Raw genomic sequence first — 17,682 nt, forward strand, 5'->3', positions numbered from 1 at the left:
ATTGCTCCTTATTGACGACGCGCCTGCACTTCCGCGTGGTGACGTTTCTCACCGATCATCACAACAATCAGCAGCAGTACCGCCAGCACGCTACCGCCGATCATCACCATAAAGCCGCCGTCCCAGCCGAAGAAGTCAACGGTGTAGCCCACGATGGCGCTCGCCGCGACCGAACCGCCCAGATAGCCGAACAGACCGGTAAAGCCTGCCGCCGTGCCTGCCGCTTTTTTCGGTGCCAGCTCCAGCGCGTGCAGGCCGATCAGCATTACCGGACCGTAAATCAGGAAGCCAATGACGATCATGCAGGCCATGTCTACTGATGGGTTGCCCGGCGGGTTGAGCCAGTACACGACGGTCGCGATGGTCACCAGAGTCATAAAGAAGACGCCCGTCGCACCGCGGTTACCTTTAAACACTTTGTCCGACATCCAGCCGCAAAGCAGCGTGCCCGGGATCCCGGCATATTCATACAGGAAATAGGCCCACGAGGATTTATCCAGTGCGAAGTGCTTCACCTCTTTCAGGTAGGTTGGCGACCAGTCGAGGATGCCGTAGCGCAGCAGGTAAACGAACACGTTCGCCACCGCGATGTACCACAGCAGCTTGTTCGGCAGGACGTACTTCATGAAGATCTGTTTTGCGGTCAGCTCTTCTTCGTGCTCCTTGCTGTAATCATCCGGATAATCGTTTTTGTACTCTTCAATCGGCGGCAGGCCGCAGGACTGAGGCGTATCGCGCATCAGCGCGAAGGCGATAATCGCCACGACGATGGCGCCAAAGGCAGGCATATACAGCGCAGCGTGCCAGTCGTTGAACCAGGCCATCCCCAGCAGGAACAGCAGCGGCGGAATACCGCCACCCACGTTATGCGCACAGTTCCACACCGACACGATGCCGCCGCGCTCCTTCTGCGACCACCAGTGCACCATGGTGCGTCCGCACGGCGGCCACCCCATCCCCTGGAACCAGCCGCAGAGGAACAGCAGCACGAACATAATCGCAATACTGGACGTCGCCCACGGCACAAAGCCCATAAACAGCATGACCGCGGCCGCCAGGATCAGGCCGGCGGGCAGGAACACGCGCGGATTCGAGCGATCCGACACGGAACCCATGATGAATTTAGAAAAACCGTAGGCGATTGAGATCCCCGACAGCGCGAACCCCAGATCGCCGCGGGAGAAGCCCTGCTCCACCAGATACGGCATGGCGAGCGCAAAGTTTTTACGTACAAGGTAGTACGCCGCGTACCCGAAGAAGATCCCCAGGAAAATTTGCCAGCGCAGACGGCGGTATAGCGGATCAATTTCTGCCTCTGGCAGACGCGCCCGATGCGGCGCAGGTTTGAAGATACTGAGCATAACAGCCTCCGTGGCCTTGAATTGAATGAGCAGGTGGCTCGCACCCGAATTCCAGAGGCGGGGATGTTAAGAAATCACGGTGATTGTTACTGTGAATCAACGCACAGATTGTTACAGAAATATGACAGAATGCGCAAAAAAGCGCATGAAATCACGTTTCACTTTCGAATTTCGCGCGTTTATGTTCGAAATCAAACAAACCACACTATTGATATGGCTAAATGATAAAAAAACGAACATAGAGGGTAAACAATGACCATTCACGATCCTCGCTACAGCGATGTGATAATCATTGGCGGTGGCGCAACCGGCGCCGGGATCGCACGCGATTGCGCCCTTCGCGGCTTAAGCGTCACGCTGCTCGAGCGCCATGATATCGCCACGGGCGCAACCGGGCGCAACCACGGCCTGCTGCACAGCGGCGCGCGGTACGCGGTGACCGACGGTGAATCCGCGCGCGAATGTATTGCTGAAAACCAGATCCTCAAGCGTATCGCCCGCCACTGCATTGAGCCGACCGACGGCCTCTTTATTACCCTTCCCGAAGATGACCTCGCCTTTCAGGACACCTTTATTACCGCCTGCACTGCAGCGGGCATTCAGGCTGAGGCCATGGACCCGGTGCTGGCGCGGCGGCTGGAACCGTCGGTTAACCCGGCGCTTATCGGCGCGGTGAAAGTGCCTGACGGCACCGTTGACCCCTTCCGCCTGACCGCCGCCAATATGCTGGACGCCCGAGAACATGGCGCGCACATCCTGACCGGGCACGAAGTGACCGGGCTTATCCGCGAGGGGAATCGCATCTGCGGCGTGCGGATCCTTGATACGCAATATAACGAACACAGCGAGCTGTATGCCGCCGTTGTGGTCAACGCGGCGGGGATCTGGGGGCAGCGCATCGCGGAATACGCGGACCTGTCGGTACGCATGTTCCCGGCAAAAGGCTCGCTGCTGATCCTCGACCACCGCATCAATAACCACGTGATCAACCGCTGCCGCAAACCGTCTGATGCCGATATCCTCGTCCCGGGCGACACCATTTCGTTGATCGGTACCACCTCAACCCACGTGGACTACAGCGAGATTGACTACAACCGCGTGACCGCCGACGAGGTCGACATCCTGCTGCGCGAAGGGGAAAAACTGGCCCCGGTGATGGCCCAGACGCGTATTCTGCGCGCCTACGCGGGCGTGCGTCCGCTGGTCGCCAGCGATAACGACCCGAGCGGGCGTAACGTCAGCCGGGGCATCGTGCTGCTCGATCACGCCGAGCGCGACGGCATGGACGGGTTTATCACCATCACCGGCGGCAAGCTGATGACATATCGCCTGATGGCGGAGTGGGCAACGGATGCCGTCTGCCGCAAACTGGGCAATACCGAACCGTGCGTAACGGCAGAGCAAGCCCTGCCCGGCTCGCGTCAGTCCACCGAAAAAACGCTGCAAAAAATTATCTCCCTGCCCGCGCCGCTGCGCGGGTCCGCTATTTACCGCCACGGCGACAGAACGCCACAGTGGCTCGGTGAAGGAAGATTGAGCCGCAGCCTGGTGTGCGAGTGCGAAGCCGTCACCGCCGGTGAGGTGCAGTACGCGGTGGAGAGCCTGACGGTCAACAGTCTGCTCGATCTTCGCCGCCGCACCCGCGTTGGAATGGGGACCTGTCAGGGCGAGCTGTGCGCCTGTCGTGCCGCCGGGCTATTGCAGCGTTTTCACACCACCACCGCCACCCAGTCGCTCGATCAGCTCAGCGCGTTTTTAAACGAGCGCTGGAAAGGCATTCAGCCTGTCGCGTGGGGAGATGCCCTGCGCGAAAGCGAATTTACCCGCTGGGTCTACCAGGGACTTTGCGGTCTTGAGAAGGAGCAACGCGATGAAATTTGATACCGTCATCGTCGGCGGCGGGCTGGCAGGATTGCTCTGCGGCATCAAACTCACGAAGCAGGGGCTGCGCTGCGCTATTATCACCCGGGGCCAGAGCGCCCTGCACTTCTCGTCGGGCTCGCTGGATCTGGTGGACGAAGCGTACCGCGATAAGCTGCCGCCGGAGCACCCGTATCACCTGATTGGCGCACAGCATATTGACCGCTTTGCGCTGGAAACCGAAGCGCTGCTGGCGGACTGCGGCGCGCGTCTGAAGGGAAGCGCCCGGCTCAATCACCAGCGCGTCACGCCGCTCGGCACCCTACGCTCTGCCTGGCTCAGCCCGGAGGAGGTACCCGTTGCACCCTTCAATGCCGCGCGCGTGCGGGTCGTGGGTATTAGCGGCTTTCTGGATTTTCAGCCCCATCTCGCGGCGGCGTCGCTCTGTCGCCAGGGCGTTAACGCCGAAACGGCAGAGATAGAGCTGCCCGAGCTTGATGTCCTGCGCGATAACCCGAGCGAGTTTCGCGCGGTGAATATCGCCCGTTTTCTGGATAACGAGGACAAATGGCCACTGCTGTATGACGCGCTCAGGCCGCTCAGCGACGGCTGCGACGCCCTGCTGATGCCCGCCTGCTTTGGTTTACGCGACAACCGGCTCTGGCGCTGGCTCTCGGATCGTCTGCCATGCTCGCTCGGCCTGCTGCCCACGCTGCCCCCTTCCGTACCCGGCATTCGCCTGCATACCCAGCTCCAGCGCCAGTTTGTCGCGCAGGGCGGCGTGTGGATGGCGGGCGATGAGGTGAAAAAAATCACCCTGACCGACGGCGCGGTGAGCGAAATATGGACGCGCAACCACGACGATATTCCGCTTCGTGCCCGCTATACGGTGCTGGCAAGCGGCAGCTTCTTCAGCAACGGGCTGCTGAGCAGCCGGGAGGGCATCCGGGAAGCCATCATGGGGCTGGATGTTCGCCAGCGAGCCTCCCGATCTGACTGGTATCAGAGCGATTTCTTCTCGCCGCAGCCCTGGCAACAGTTCGGGGTGATTGTCGATAGCCAGCTGCATCCGCAACTTTCCGGTAAGCCCGTCAGTAATCTCTTTGCCATCGGCTCGCTGCTGGGCGGGTACGATCCCATTGCTCAGGGATGCGGTGGCGGGGTCTGCGCCGTCACGGCGCTGTATGTGGCAGAGCAGATTAGCCAGCGCACGGAGGCTGAACAATGAACGACACCCGTTTTGAAAGCTGCATTAAATGCACGGTGTGTACCACCGTCTGCCCGGTCAGCGGCGTGAACCCACGCTATCCCGGACCAAAGCAGGCCGGACCGGACGGCGAGCGTCTGCGTCTGAAGGACGGCAAGCTGTACGACGAGGCGCTGAAATACTGCATTAACTGCAAACGCTGCGAAGTCGCCTGCCCGTCGGATGTTAAAATCGGCGATATCATCCAGCGCGCCCGGGCGCGCTACAGCACGCAAAAGCCGACGATACGGGACGCGATCCTGAGCCATACCGATCTGATGGGCAGCGTCTCGACGCCCTTTGCCCCGCTGGTGAATGCCGCGACCTCGCTCAAACCGGTGCGCCAGCTGCTGGATGCGACGCTGAAGATAGACCATCACCGCAGCCTGCCAAAATATTCTCACGGCACCTTCCGCCGCTGGTACAAATCCGTCGCGGCACAACAGGCGAAGTATGCCGACCAGGTGGCCTTTTTCCACGGCTGCTATGTGAACTACAACCACCCGCAGCTGGGCAAAGATCTGCTGAAGGTGCTGAACGCCATGGGAACGGGCGTTCAGCTACTGAACAAAGAGAAGTGCTGCGGCGTACCGCTGATTGCTAACGGGTTTACCGATAAAGCGCGCAGGCAGGCTCAGAGCAACGTCACCTCCCTGCGCGAAGCGATTGTCGATAAAGGTATTCCGGTGCTGGCGACCTCGTCCACCTGTACCTTCACCCTGCGCGACGAGTACCCGCATCTGCTGGACGTGGATAACACCGGCCTGCGCGAGCACATCGAGCTGGCGACACGCTTCCTGTGGCGCAAGCTGGATAGCGGGCAGACGCTGCCGCTGAAGACATTACCGCTGAAAGTGGTGTATCACACGCCGTGTCACATGGAGAAAATGGGCTGGTCGCTCTATACGCTTGAGCTGCTGCGGCTTATTCCAGGCCTGGAGCTGACGGTGCTGGATTCGCGCTGCTGCGGGATTGCGGGAACCTATGGCTTTAAGCGTGAAAACTACGAAACGTCACAGGCGATCGGCGCCCCGCTGTTCCGTCAGATTGAAGAGAGCGGCGCGGATATCGTGGTAACGGACTGCGAAACCTGCAAGTGGCAGATTGAGATGTCCACCAGCAAGCGCTGCGAACATCCAATCACCCTGCTGGCGAAGGCGCTGGGCTGAACATGGCCGGGGCGAAAGGCCCCGGCACAGGTATTACTCGATGAACAGCGACTCGACCACATGGATCCAGCCGTGCTCGCTGGCAACCTCTTTACCATTCAGCCAGCGGCGCAGCATGTTCAACGCCATCATGGCGCAAACCTCCTGACGCACCGCCAGGCTATGGCGGGTGATGCTCATTTTTACCCGCAGGGCCCAGGTGCCTTCCGGCGTCGCCAGCGCGAAGTTAAGGTATTCCTCGTCCAGCCCCCCGACGAACAGCGCCAGACCGGCAAAATGCTTCACCCTTCTCTCGGAAGCCCAGCGTGCGGTCTGTGCCAGGGTCTCCTGCTGGAACGGCACCACTTCGCTGGCCAGCAGCGGCGCGTTGACGCGCGACAGCTGCAGCGCCAGCAGGCCACCGGTGAACTGCTCGCTTAAGGTCACGCTCAGCTGACGCGACTGCAGATGCGCCGCAATCTGCGCGGGCAAACCTTCCGTTCCTTCAAAGATCAGGCTTTCGCCCGCCACGCGCTGCACCTCGGGCCACAGGGCCAGCATCGCCTCTTTCTGCTCGGCCGGGCCTGTCAGCTTAAGTTCAATGATCGGCATGGAGGAGCGATAGCCCATGGACACGCCCGGCGGCAGCGGGAGAGGGTCAAGGCTCTGGGCCAGATCGCTTTCCGAGCGGCCAAAGGTGGTCAGACGCAGGCACAGCGGTGGTTCAGGCAGGGTAAAACGGTCGCGAAGGCGCGGCAGGATCTGCTGCTCGACCATCACTTTAAATTCTGAGGGCACGCCCGGCGTGAAGAACATCAGGCAGCGGTTCAGCTGCATGGCAAACCCGCACGCGGTACCCACCGGGTTATCGACCAGCTCGGCGCTGGCGGGAATTTCAGCCTGTTTGCGGTTGCTGGGGGCCATGACGCGGCCACGTTCGGAGAAAAAGCGCTCCATCTGCGAAAGCCACGCCTCGTGCAGCACCAGCCCTTCGCCTTTTGCGGTCGCGGCGGCCAGCGCGCTGAGATCGTCGCTAGTGGGGCCGAGCCCGCCATTCACAATCAGCACGTCGCAGTGTTCGCTGCGCTCGCGCAAAATAGCGACCAGCGACTCAAGATTGTCGCCCACGGTATTGCGGCGCGTTAACGGTAATCCTTGCTCAAAGAAAAGATCGGCAAGCCAGGCAGCATTGGTATCGATAATTTGTCCATGCAGCACTTCGTCGCCGGTGGATAACATCTCCACGTTAATCATTATGTTCTCCCGCTTATTTGGTCAAAACACTATAGCGCAAACGCGGGGTGGAGAAGAGAGAAACTGGCGCGACAGAACGCCGCGCCGGAGTGATTAGAAGCCTGCGCTGACGCCCACGTACGGGCCGTCGGCCAGCGCGTTATCGCGGTTGCCGTCTTTACCGGCCAGGTTCAGATAGCGATAGCCCGCTTCGATGGTAATTGGACGCATGATGGTCCAGCGCGCGCCGGCGTTGGCCTCTTCATAGCTTTCGATACCGCTTGAGAGAGAGTCCGGCGAATAGTAGTACTCTCCAAACAGACCGAAGCTGTCGCCAATTTTCCACTGCAGGCCGCCGCCCACTGCCGCCGCGTACCCTTCGTCACCGTCATTTGGGTTGGTATAGATACCTTTACCGCCGACGGTGGCCAGGAACGGGCCAAGAGGAACGTTCAGACCCAGGCCGAGGCTGGCCGCGTCGCCGTCGTCATCGTTATGCGTCCAGCCGCCGGTCATCGCCAGACCGGAAGTCTCGGTACCCATGCCAAAGCCGAGGTGGGTATAATCCTGACCCGCCGAGCCGTTAATGCTGATGGCGTTAGCCGCCGCAGATACAACCATCAGGCCGAAGCCCAGTAATGCCACTTTTTTCATTGTCGTGATCCCGCACAATTATTATAAAGAAGTCCCAAAACCGCGAGATTTTAACCGGAGTCTCCCGGGGATCAAGCACTCTGCGTGCGGCAGAACGGTAGATTGTAACTATTTGAAACGGCTATTATCCCTTCAGCGATGCGTTCACCCACTGCTGCAACGCGCGGCGCGAGACTTTAATGCCGCCATTTTTGAGTTCGGTCGGCAACAGCAGCCAGCGGACGGGTTGCTCAAAACGCGCCACCTTATCCCTGACCCAGTCAGGCAAACAGGTGATATCCGTGCCCGGCTCGCACTCCACCACCGCCACCGGACGTTGCCCAAACTCGGCGTCGTCCAGCGGGACGATAAACACCTGGTTAATCTGCGGATGGCGGGCGATAACACGCTCAAGGCTCTCCGGCTGGATCCCTTCTCCGCCGCTAAAGAAGAGGTTGTCCATGCGGCCCAGGATCGTCAGGCGGCCGTCATGCCATTCACCGCGATCGCGGGTGGCGAACCATCCCTGCGCGTTGGTCAGCGGAACCAATTCACCGTCCCGCCAGTAGCCTGAGGCCATACTCTCTGCCCGGATCCAGACCTCACCGTTAACCACCTGCACCTCTCTGCCCGGCAGCGCATGGCCTACGTCCGGCTCGCCGTCCGCCGCTTTCGCGCAGACGGTAGAGGCAAACTCGGTCAGGCCGTAGCCGCAGAAGGTGTGAATCCCCTGCGCGCGCGCCTGCTGCGTCAATTCAACAGGGATGGCGGCCCCGCCCAGCAGCACCGCTTTCAGTGCGACAGGCTGGTGGGTGTTAAGCAGGCGCCAGAGCTGGGTCGGCACCAGCGAGGCGTGGGTACAGCCGAGCAGCGCCTGCGCCAGCGGCTGTTTCTCACGCACGGTTAACCGCGCCCCGGCCTGCAGCCAGCGCCATAAAATCCCCTGGCCGGAAACGTGAAACAGCGGCAGCGAAAGCAGCCAGTCGTCGTCTTCACCGTAGGGCATCAGCGCCAGCACGCCGCGCGCGCTGACGAGATGGGCGGCGCAGGTATGCACCGCCGCTTTCGGCAGCCCGGTGGAGCCGGAGGTCAGCGTCATGGACGCCAGCCGCGACGGTTGCCACGCAACGCGATATTCACCCGCGCGCTCGCGCATGTGCAGGGCAGGAAGACCCTCAAAGGTACCGTCCAGCACCAGCGCAAAGCGCAGCGTCATCTGCGGGAGCAACACGTCCAGCAGCGGGCGCGGCAGCTGCGGATTAACGGGAAGAATGCGCGCCCCGCACTGCAGCAGCGCCAGCCACGCCAGAAGGGTTTGCGGGTGGTTATGAGCCAGCAGCAGCACGCCGTCGCCCTCCTCCACGCCCTGCAGATGAAACTCTGCCGCCAGGCGGTCGATGCGGGTGCACAGCTGCTGCCAGCTGAGCACCTCGTCGTCCAGCCTCAGGGCCGGTTTATCAGCAAACTGCGCGCACCAGTGTCGCCACGGCCAGTCGGTAAAACTCATCGCAGCGGCTCCAGCGCCGAGACGTCGAGGCACGGCAGCGCGCTGTCCGGCCACGTGCGGACAAGCTGGGCCTGCATCAGGTTCAGCGTGTCGAGGCCGGGGATCGTGTCCGGCGTTAGCCAGGCGGCAATGCGCGCCAGCTGGGTCAGCCCAAGGCTGGACTCAATCGACGAGCTGATGACCGCCGTCAGCCCCAGCGCGTGCGCCGCCGAGACCTGCTCGCGCACCTTCGCCAGGCTACCGGTCAGCGTTGGTTTAATCACCACCGCGCTGACGCCGGGCTCGGCGACAAATTCAAAATCGTCCTCGCGCAGGCTTTCATCCCAGGCAATGGCTATCCCCGTCTCGCTAGCAAACGCGCGCGAATCGTCGCGGGTTTTGCACGGCTCTTCGAGGAAGGCAATGCGGCTGCGGTACGCCGGGTTAACGTACTTTGCAAACTGCTGCGCCTTGAGCGGCGTCCAGGCGCGATTAGCGTCCAGACGCAGATGAAGATCGGGGATCGCCTCCAGCAGCAGGTTGGCGACCATGCCGTCGCGCACCGCCTCGTAGAGACCGACTTTAATTTTCGCCACTTTCTCGCCCGGCATGGCGGAGAGCAGCGCGAAAAGCTCGTCAGGATCGCCCGTGCAGAGCGGTGCAGCGCGGTAGTTAGCCTCTTCAGGCAGGCTGCCGTCCAGCTCCGCCAGCGCGCAGCTGATACCAAAAGCCGCGGAAGGCACGTCCGGCAACGCCGGATCCGCGCCCTCGCGCCACGCATCCGCCCACGCCAGCAATGCTGACTGAGCGTCATCCAGCGACTCCAGGCTAAAGCCCGGCAGAGGCGAAATCTCGCCCCAGCCTTCCCGCTCGTCCTGCTGCAGATGCACGAAGAAGCCGTCACGGGTTTTTAACCGCCGTTCACGCAGCACCACGCCCGCGTCCATCGGTATCTGCCAGCGGTAAACCTGCGCGCGACGCATTACGGGTTCCGTTTGTATTTGCTGAAGTCCGGCTGGCGTTTTTCGTTAAACGCGTTGCGCCCTTCCTGACCCTCTTCGGTCATGTAGAACAGCATGGTGGCGTTGCCCGCCAGCTCCTGCAGACCCGCCTGGCCGTCACAGTCGGCGTTGAGCGCGGCCTTCAGGCAGCGCAGCGCCATCGGGCTGTTTTGCAGCATTTCACGGCACCAGCGCACGGTCTCTTTTTCGAGATCGCTAATCGGTACCACGGTATTCACCAGGCCCATATCCAGCGCTTCCTGAGCGTTGTACTGACGGCACAGGAACCAGATTTCGCGGGCTTTTTTCTGCCCGACGATGCGCGCCATGTACGAGGCGCCCCAGCCGCCGTCGAAGGACCCCACTTTCGGACCGGTCTGGCCGAAGATGGCGTTCTCGGCGGCAATGGTCAGATCGCACATCATGTGCAGCACGTGACCGCCGCCGATGGAGTAGCCTGCCACCATCGCCACCACCGGTTTTGGACAGGTGCGGATCTGACGCTGGAAATCGAGGACGTTCAGGTGGTGGGTACCCGCATCGTCCTGGTATCCGCCGTAGTCGCCGCGCACTTTCTGATCGCCGCCGGAGCAGAACGCTTTATCGCCCTCGCCGGTCAGGACAATCACGCCGATGTTGTCGTCGTAGCGCGCATCCGCCAGGGCCTGAATCATCTCTTTCACGGTCAGCGGACGGAAGGCGTTACGCACCTGCGGACGGTTGATGGTGATTTTGGCAATGCCGTCGGTGGATTTGTGGTAACGAATGTCGGTGTAGCCTTCGGAGCAGTCCTGCCATTCAACCGGGGCGTAGAGCATGTTTTCATCAGGATAGATCATAGAGTGTCCTTTATTCGATAACGCAGTATCTGAGCCAGACTCGCGATAACCGCATCGGGGTTTTCCCGGTGGGCGTTGTGTCCGGCATTGGGAATGGCATGGCGAACGGCGTTCATTTCCGCGGCAAGGGCCGCGAACTTCTCATCCCGTTCGCCATAGAGATAGTCAAAAGAGAAATCGCGTGCGCTAAGCGCGGCACGGAAATCCGGCTGCACGGCCAGCGAGGTCGCCTCGAGCATCATCGCCAGCGTCGCGCCGTTGTTCTGGCTGCGCAGGGTAATCAGCGCCTCGCGCTGGGCATCAGTGAGTGAGGCAAAAACGGGCTGTTGATACCAGTCAGCGAATACCTTACTCAGCGGTTCAGTACGAAAACGTCTCGCCCAGCGGCGGTCAGATGCCAGCCGCGCGTTTCGCGCTTCGTCATCCTGCAGGCCCGGATGCCCGCCCTCTACCACCACGCCCAGCAGACCCTCAGGCTGCTGGCAGGCATGGAACATCGCAATGCGGCCGCCGAGGGAGTACCCGATGAGCCAGAATTTCAGTATGTTGTAACTAAGAAGGGTTCGGGTGAGCAACCTGCTCATCTCGTCAAACTCCGCCACGGCCAGATCCCGGGAACCACCGTGCCCCGGAAAATCCAGGTACAGCCGGGGATAATCGCTAAGCCCTTCACCGACCCTCTGCCACTCGCGGCAGTCGCCCGAAAAACCGTGCAAAAAGACCAGCCAGGGATAGCCGGGTTTTCCGGCCTGCTGCACGCCAGAGAGGATCACAGCTGGCTCACCTGCGCCAGCAGGCTTTGCAGGGCCTGCGCACCGTCAGCATCGTTCACCACCAGCTCAATCAGCGTCGCCCCCGGCTGCTTCCAGGCGCTGCTTAACGCCGCGTCCAGCTGTTCCCAGCTTTCCGGGCGATGGTATTTCAGGCTAAACATCGCCGCGGCGTGTTCGAACTGCACGTTCTGCGGCATCAGATAGAAGCGCTCGCGCTCGCTCTGCGGCGTTGGCAGCAGGGAGAAAATCTGCCCGCCGTTGTTGTTGACCACAATCAGCACAAACGGGGCAGACGCCTGACGCAGCAGCGCCAGCGCGTTGAGATCGTAGAGCGCGGAGAGATCGCCCACGATCGCCAGCGTTGATTTCGCGCTGGCGCGCTGCACGCCCGCCGCCGTGGAGATCAGCCCGTCGATACCGCTGGCACCGCGGTTGCTGTACACCGGGTAGCCCGCGGGCAGCTTCGAAAAAGCGTCAATTAGCCGCACGACCAGGCTGTTGCCGACAAACAATTGCCCCTGTTCAGGCAGGTACTGGCGAATACGGTGCGCCAGCCCGGCCTCGCTAAACGCTTCACAGTGCGCTTTGGTCAGCTCCCACGCCTGGCGCGAAAGGTCCGGAATGGCCACCGCCCAGGGCTTGCGTTTTTCAGCCGGATGAAGCGTCAGCCAGGCGTCGATACTGCTGACCAGGCGACGGCCGCGGTGGTGCGCAGGGTCAAGCCGCCCTTCCAGCGCGTCCACCAGCCAGTACTCTTCCGGCGTGCAGGTGGCCTGCCACTGCAGTAAACGTTTGCCGGTCAAACTCGATCCAAGCTGGACCACAATCTGCGCCTGCGCAAGCTCGGTGACCGCTTTGGCATTCCCCAGCCAGAGGTCGGCGCACGGCAGCGGCTGACCGGTCTGGGAAAGCACGTCGCCTATCAGCGGCCAGCCAAGGGTTTGCGCCCATTCGGCGACCAGTTTGCCTTCGGCGGCGCTCATGCGCCCGGCAATCACCACGCCGCGCTTCTGCCGCCAGAAGAACCAGTCGCGCTGCTTCGCGCTCTCAAGATGCGTCTGCTCGCGCAGCCACGGTTTTTCACTCTCCCACCAGGCACCAAGGGACTGCTGCCAGTCAAGACCCGTGTCGTCCATCTCACCGTAGAGCGGCTCGGCAAACGGGCAGTTGATATGCAACGCCCCGCTGCGCAACGTCTCCATGGCGTGATCGACAGTGGAGACTAGCCAGCTTGCCGGAATATCCTGGGTGGGACGCGGTAACGAAATCGTCTGCGAAGGATGCGAAGCAAAGAGCCCCGGCTGGCGAATGGCCTGATTAGCGCCGCAGTCGATAAGCTCAGGGGGGCGATCGGCCGTCAGTAAGATCAGTTTTTCACCGGTTAACCCGGCTTCAATCAGGGCCGGATAGAGGTTCGCCACGGCGGTACCGGAGGTGACGATCACCGCCACTGGTTCTTTGCTGACCTTCGCCAGCCCGAGCGCAAGATGGCCGAGACCGCGTTCATCAAAGTGGGTGTGGTGAATCAACGCCCGGTTTTCTGCGGCCGCCAGCGTCAATGGCGTTGAGCGAGAACCCGGTGCAATACACACGTGCCTGACGCCATGACGCGTCAGGGCTTCAAGGATCACCGCCGCCCAGCGTCGGTTAAAAGAACTTACTGACATGAGATTGTCCGGTATCAAGAATGCGACACAGTATAAATAATAGAAAAAAATAGAATTTTGATATGAATCGGGATTGCGCGATTCAGTATTAATCCCTTAGGAGCAGAGAGCGCAATCCGGCGGCTTTGTTTTCAATCTCCTGCCACTCCTGCTCCGGGTCAGACCCGCTGACAATACCGGCGCCGGCGTAGAGCCGCAGAGAATCCTCCAGGACGCGCGCGGAGCGCAACGCCACGCAGAACTCACTCTGTTCGGGGGATAAGTACCCGGCCGAACCGGCGTACCATTCGCGGTTAAAGGGCTCAACCTTCTGGATAAACTCGCGCGCAGGCTGTCGGGGTAATCCGGCAACGGCCGCGGTCGGCTGTAACATGAGCAGACACTGCTCATCATCGGCCTGTTTGAGCTCGGTCCAGATACAGCGGCGCAAATGCTGCACCTTACGCAGGCGCACCACCTGGGCGGGCAGCACCTCAAGCGTCTGCGTATGGTGCTGAAGACGCTGGCAGATATCTTCCACGACCAGCATATTTTCGCGCTGGTTTTTATCATCGTTCAGCAGCCACTCGCCGAGACGCTGCGCCTGGCTATCATCGGTATGGCTGGCAACGGTGCCCGCCAGCGCTTCGGTGCGCAGCAGCTTGCCGCGCCGCCGCCAGAGACGTTCGGGGGTAGAGCCAAGAAACGCGTTGCTGGCGTCGAATACCATGCAGAAATGGTAGCAGTGTAAATTCAGGGCGCGGCTGGCCGCCATCAGCGCGACAGGGTTAACGCGCTGCGTGAACTGCAGATCCGTTGCCCGGGCGAGAACCACTTTTTCAAAATCACCGCGCGCGATGGTCTCCGTCGCCGTGCGGATAAGCTTCAGCCATTCGGCCTGCTGCGGCTGATGGGTTTCGTGCTCAACCTGAACGGACAGCGGACGGATAGATCTCGCGGGACGGAGCTGCTGTAAAAAATCCAGCGCGGCGCGAGCATCCTCCTCAAGCGAGCGGTCGCTCCACAGCTGCAGGCGCAGCGTGGCGTTACCGGCGGTGCGTCGCCAGAGCAGTCGCGGTAAAAAGAGGCTGCCCTGCTCCGGGTTAAAGGCGTTCAGGCCGCAGATACGGGTATCACCTGCCGCGTTTTGCTCGCGAAAAAACTGCGAGGCTAATGCCAGAGAGGGAAATTGGGTGACTGCCCCCAGCGCGGCCAGCTCTTCATCGCCGTTACGCTGCTGCCAGTAAAACTGCGGATAACACTGCTGCTCGCCCAGCCAGGCGAGGGGATCGAAGGCGTCGTTTAACGGGAAAGAGACGTCGAAATGACGTATGCCGGGTGCTGCGGGTAACGCTTGCGATAGCTGGGTACGCAGTTGCTCCAGCGCGAGGAAAATCGAATTCACGCGAACCTCTCCCTGTTAAAACCTCGTATTATACGGGGTACTGGCCATAAATAGCAGTACCCACGTATAGGGAGTGGTTAAGCGTTTAAAACGCTGTTAACGACGGGCTAACAGCAGCCCCAGCACCAGACCTACGGCAGCACCCACTCCAATGCCCTGCCACGGTTTTTCATGCACGTAATCATCGGCACGATACACCGCTTTTTTGGCACGGTAGTAGTAAGTATCAGACGCATGGCTGACGCGGTTTTTCACTTCATGCAGCGCCTGCTCGGCACGGGCTTTTAGCTCAATATATTTCTGATCGGCAGGGTCGCCCGAGGAACGTAACACCTCTTCCAGCGTTTCGCTCAGTAAGGCCAGGTCGTCGTCGATACGGGTATCCCAGGATTGAAATGACATATTTTTCTCCATGTTAGTGCACCAGTCCGCTAACTATAGCCAACGAGATGCCATTACGCCTGTTTCACTTCTCGCGCCATGCCGATGTGCGGAATGCCATCTTCGTCATACACTTCCGTTACCGGCATGAAGCCAAAGTGGGCATAGAACGACTGCAGGTGCGCCTGCGCGCCCAGGTATAACGCCTTGTCCGGCCACTGTTTCCGGCACGCTTCCAGCGTTTTTTCCATCAGCTGATAGCCCAGCTTTTCGCCGCGCGCCTTGCCGCTGATGATGACCCGACCAATCACGACAGGCTCAAAATCGTCCTCGCTTTTCAGAATCCTCGCATACGCCACCAGCTCGTTATCACGCCAGCCGAGGATATGGCGGTTCTCGCCAACGAGGTCATCGCCATCGATGTCCTGATACGGGCAGGTCTGTTCCACAACAAACACTTCGCAGCGCAGCTTCAGCAGGGCGTAAAGCGATTGAACGGTGAGGTCACTATGATGTAAATCTTGCCACTGGATCATGTCAGTCTCCTTCCTGGGGTTCATCACGTTATACTAAACCCCTCCCCGTTCGGCAAAGGGCTGATTGCGTTATGGAACTGATTTTTCTGGGTACGTCCGCTGGCGTGCCAACCCGCTCACGGAACGTGACGGCGATCCTGCTGGATCTTAAGCACCCCACCCGTGGCGGACTGTGGTTGTTTGACTGCGGTGAAGGGACGCAGCATCAGCTGTTACACACCGTTTATCACCCCGGCAAGTTGGATAAAATTTTTATCACCCATCTGCATGGCGATCATCTGTTTGGCCTTCCCGGCCTGCTGTGCAGCCGCTCGATGGCCGGTAACGCTAACCCGCTGACGATTTACGGGCCAGCGGGTATTTGTGAATTTGTTGAAACTACGCTGCGCCTGAGCGGGTCGTGGACCGATTATCCGCTGGAGGTCGTTGAGATTACCGAAGGCCTGATATTCGATGACGGAGATTACCGGGTTACTGCTCAACCGCTCAATCATCCAGTGGAGTGCTATGGCTACCGTATTGAGGCGCATGACAAACCCGGCGCGCTGGATGCCGCCGCGCTGATGGCAGACGGCGTAAAACCCGGGCCACTGTTCCAGCGTCTGAAGCACGGCGAGACCGTCACGCTGGAGGACGGGCGCGTCATCAACGGCCAGGATTATCTCGCCGCACCGCAGCCGGGCAAAAAACTGGCGATTTTTGGCGATACGGCACCCTGCCCGGCGGCGCTCACGCTGGCCCAGGGCGTGGACGTGATGGTGCATGAAGCCACGCTTGAAACGGCGATGGAAGAGAAAGCCAACAGCCGGGGCCACAGCTCCACGCGTCAGGCGGCGCAGCTTGCCCGAGATGCGGGTGTAGGAAGACTGATCGTCACCCACGTCAGCTCGCGCTACGACGCGCGGGGATGCGCAGGCCTGCTGGCAGAGTGCCGCGCGCTGTTCCCGGAATGTGAGCTGGCCGAAGATTTCGCTCAGGTCAGCGTTTAGTCCTTCATTTTTCCCTCAGGATGCCGATAACGATTAAAAGGTCAGCATTTCTCTCGAGGGTAGAATGGATAATTTCCAGAAAGATATTGATGACAGGGCGAATCTGACCCTGTCGAACCGTTTTGAACTGTTGCTGTTCCGTCTTGGCACCTCTCTGAACGAAAATAAGTCCGAGCTGTTTGGCATTAACGTCTTTAAGCTGCGTGAAATTGTGCCGATGCCGGAGTTCACAAAACCCGCCGGGATGAAGTCACCGCTGATGGGAATGGTGAATATTCGCGATCAGGTGATCCCGGTGATTGATCTGGCCGCCGTGGCGGGCTGTAAGCCCACCACCGGGCTGAACATTCTGCTGATCACCGAATATGCGCGCAGCGTGCAGGCGTTTGCTGTGGAATCGGTTGAGAACATCATGCGTCTGGACTGGAAGCAGGTGCACGCGGCGGAAACCGCCGTCAGCGGTCGATACATCACCAGCATTGCGTGTCTTGACGAAAAGACCGATACCAACGATCTGGCGATGGTGCTGGACGTTGAGCAGATCCTGTATGACATCACCCCTGCCAATCACGATCTGCACGCCACGAACCTGAAGACCACCAAATTCCATATCAAGCCAGGCGCTGTCGCCATCGTCGCGGAAGACTCCAAAGTGGCGCGCTCGATGCTGGAGAAAGGTCTGCAGGCAATGGAGATCCCGGCACAGCTGCATATCACCGGCAAAGAGGCGTGGGAAAAAATCGGCGTGCTGGCGGCACAGGCCCAGGCTGAAGGGGTTCCCATCACCGATAAGATCGCTCTGGTGCTGACCGACCTCGAAATGCCGGAGATGGACGGTTTTACGCTGACGCGCAAAATCAAAACCGACCCGGTACTGAAAGATATTCCGGTGGTGATCCACTCTTCCCTTTCCGGCAACGCTAACGAAGACCATATTCGCAAGGTGAAGGCGGACGGGTACGTGGCGAAGTTTGAGCTGAACGAGCTGTCGTCGGTGATTGAGGAAGTGCTGGACCGCTCGATGAAGAAGATTGACGGGCCGTTGATTAGTCGGAAGCAGCTGGCTTAGTCGGGTGGCGCTACGCTTACCCGACCTACAAAACCCGTAGGCCCTGCAAGCGTAGCGCCGCTGGGCAAACCATAAA

16 protein-coding genes are annotated in these 17,682 nt (G+C 60.3%); 5 read left to right on the forward strand and 11 right to left on the reverse strand.

What is annotated here, in order from left to right; translation table 11 throughout:
• Positions 1-8: 8 nt before the first annotated feature.
• Positions 9-1,361: a glycerol-3-phosphate transporter gene (gene glpT, locus GVO84_RS15490; RefSeq protein WP_029740922.1), complete on the reverse strand. Its 1,353-nt coding sequence runs from the start codon at positions 1,359-1,361 to the stop codon at positions 9-11.
• Positions 1,362-1,613: 252 nt separating this feature from the next.
• Between glpT and glpA the strand changes: the two genes are divergently transcribed.
• The 3 genes from glpA to glpC are packed head-to-tail and all read left to right on the forward strand — an operon-like array spanning position 1,614 to position 5,636.
• Positions 1,614-3,242, forward strand: coding sequence for an anaerobic glycerol-3-phosphate dehydrogenase subunit A (glpA, locus tag GVO84_RS15495; RefSeq protein WP_159514603.1), 1,629 nt, complete (start codon positions 1,614-1,616; stop codon positions 3,240-3,242).
• A complete protein-coding gene (glpB, locus tag GVO84_RS15500) occupies positions 3,232-4,449 on the forward strand; it encodes a glycerol-3-phosphate dehydrogenase subunit GlpB (protein WP_159514604.1) in 1,218 nt (405 codons plus the stop codon). Before glpA ends, glpB begins: the two co-directional genes overlap by 11 nt.
• Positions 4,446-5,636, forward strand: coding sequence for an anaerobic glycerol-3-phosphate dehydrogenase subunit GlpC (gene glpC, locus GVO84_RS15505; RefSeq protein WP_159514605.1), 1,191 nt, complete (start codon positions 4,446-4,448; stop codon positions 5,634-5,636). Before glpB ends, glpC begins: the two co-directional genes overlap by 4 nt.
• Before the next feature lie 33 nt (positions 5,637-5,669).
• Here glpC and GVO84_RS15510 read toward each other — a convergent pair whose 3' ends face one another.
• The 10 genes from GVO84_RS15510 to GVO84_RS15555 form a co-directional block, all read right to left on the reverse strand.
• Positions 5,670-6,869: a nicotinamide mononucleotide deamidase-related protein YfaY gene (locus tag GVO84_RS15510; protein WP_063143742.1), complete on the reverse strand. Its 1,200-nt coding sequence runs from the start codon at positions 6,867-6,869 to the stop codon at positions 5,670-5,672.
• Between the two features lie 93 nt (positions 6,870-6,962).
• Entirely contained in the window at positions 6,963-7,502 is a 540-nt protein-coding gene (locus GVO84_RS15515) for a YfaZ family outer membrane protein (protein ID WP_024908211.1), read from the reverse strand.
• Positions 7,503-7,626: 124 nt separating this feature from the next.
• Complete coding sequence (gene menE, locus GVO84_RS15520; protein ID WP_159514606.1) at positions 7,627-8,988, reverse strand: o-succinylbenzoate--CoA ligase; 1,362 nt, start codon at positions 8,986-8,988, stop codon at positions 7,627-7,629.
• Positions 8,985-9,950 carry an o-succinylbenzoate synthase gene (gene menC / locus GVO84_RS15525; RefSeq protein WP_159514607.1) on the reverse strand — a complete coding sequence of 322 codons (966 nt, stop codon included), beginning with the start codon at positions 9,948-9,950 and terminating at the stop codon, positions 8,985-8,987. The genes menE and menC overlap by 4 nt, the downstream gene beginning before the upstream one ends.
• Positions 9,950-10,807, reverse strand: a complete 858-nt coding sequence (gene menB / locus GVO84_RS15530; protein ID WP_159514608.1) for a 1,4-dihydroxy-2-naphthoyl-CoA synthase — start codon at positions 10,805-10,807, stop codon at positions 9,950-9,952. Before menB ends, menC begins: the two co-directional genes overlap by 1 nt.
• Positions 10,804-11,580 carry a 2-succinyl-6-hydroxy-2,4-cyclohexadiene-1-carboxylate synthase gene (gene menH, locus GVO84_RS15535; RefSeq protein WP_159514609.1) on the reverse strand — a complete coding sequence of 259 codons (777 nt, stop codon included), beginning with the start codon at positions 11,578-11,580 and terminating at the stop codon, positions 10,804-10,806. Before menH ends, menB begins: the two co-directional genes overlap by 4 nt.
• Positions 11,577-13,247 (reverse strand): 2-succinyl-5-enolpyruvyl-6-hydroxy-3-cyclohexene-1-carboxylic-acid synthase, encoded by a 1,671-nt coding sequence (gene menD, locus GVO84_RS15540; RefSeq protein ID WP_159514610.1) that lies wholly within the window; start codon positions 13,245-13,247, stop codon positions 11,577-11,579. Before menD ends, menH begins: the two co-directional genes overlap by 4 nt.
• An 88-nt stretch (positions 13,248-13,335) precedes the next feature.
• A complete protein-coding gene (menF, locus tag GVO84_RS15545) occupies positions 13,336-14,631 on the reverse strand; it encodes an isochorismate synthase MenF (RefSeq protein ID WP_159514611.1) in 1,296 nt (431 codons plus the stop codon).
• Positions 14,632-14,727: 96 nt separating this feature from the next.
• Positions 14,728-15,033, reverse strand: coding sequence for a stress response protein ElaB (elaB, locus tag GVO84_RS15550; RefSeq protein WP_008500219.1), 306 nt, complete (start codon positions 15,031-15,033; stop codon positions 14,728-14,730).
• Between the two features lie 53 nt (positions 15,034-15,086).
• The gene (locus tag GVO84_RS15555; RefSeq protein ID WP_159514612.1) at positions 15,087-15,548 is read right to left on the reverse strand and encodes a GNAT family N-acetyltransferase; all 462 of its coding nucleotides are present in this window, start codon (positions 15,546-15,548) and stop codon (positions 15,087-15,089) included.
• A 71-nt stretch (positions 15,549-15,619) separates the two neighbouring features.
• Here GVO84_RS15555 and rbn point away from each other — a divergent pair, with 71 nt between their 5' ends.
• Both rbn and GVO84_RS15565 read left to right on the forward strand, forming a co-directional pair.
• Positions 15,620-16,537 (forward strand): ribonuclease BN, encoded by a 918-nt coding sequence (gene rbn, locus GVO84_RS15560; RefSeq protein WP_159514613.1) that lies wholly within the window; start codon positions 15,620-15,622, stop codon positions 16,535-16,537.
• Between the two features lie 64 nt (positions 16,538-16,601).
• The gene (locus GVO84_RS15565; protein ID WP_024908219.1) at positions 16,602-17,606 is read left to right on the forward strand and encodes a chemotaxis protein; all 1,005 of its coding nucleotides are present in this window, start codon (positions 16,602-16,604) and stop codon (positions 17,604-17,606) included.
• Positions 17,607-17,682 lie beyond the last annotated feature (76 nt).

This window comes from Enterobacter sp. SM3 (assembly GCF_009811935.2).
GTDB classification, from domain to species: domain Bacteria; phylum Pseudomonadota; class Gammaproteobacteria; order Enterobacterales; family Enterobacteriaceae; genus Enterobacter; species Enterobacter asburiae_D.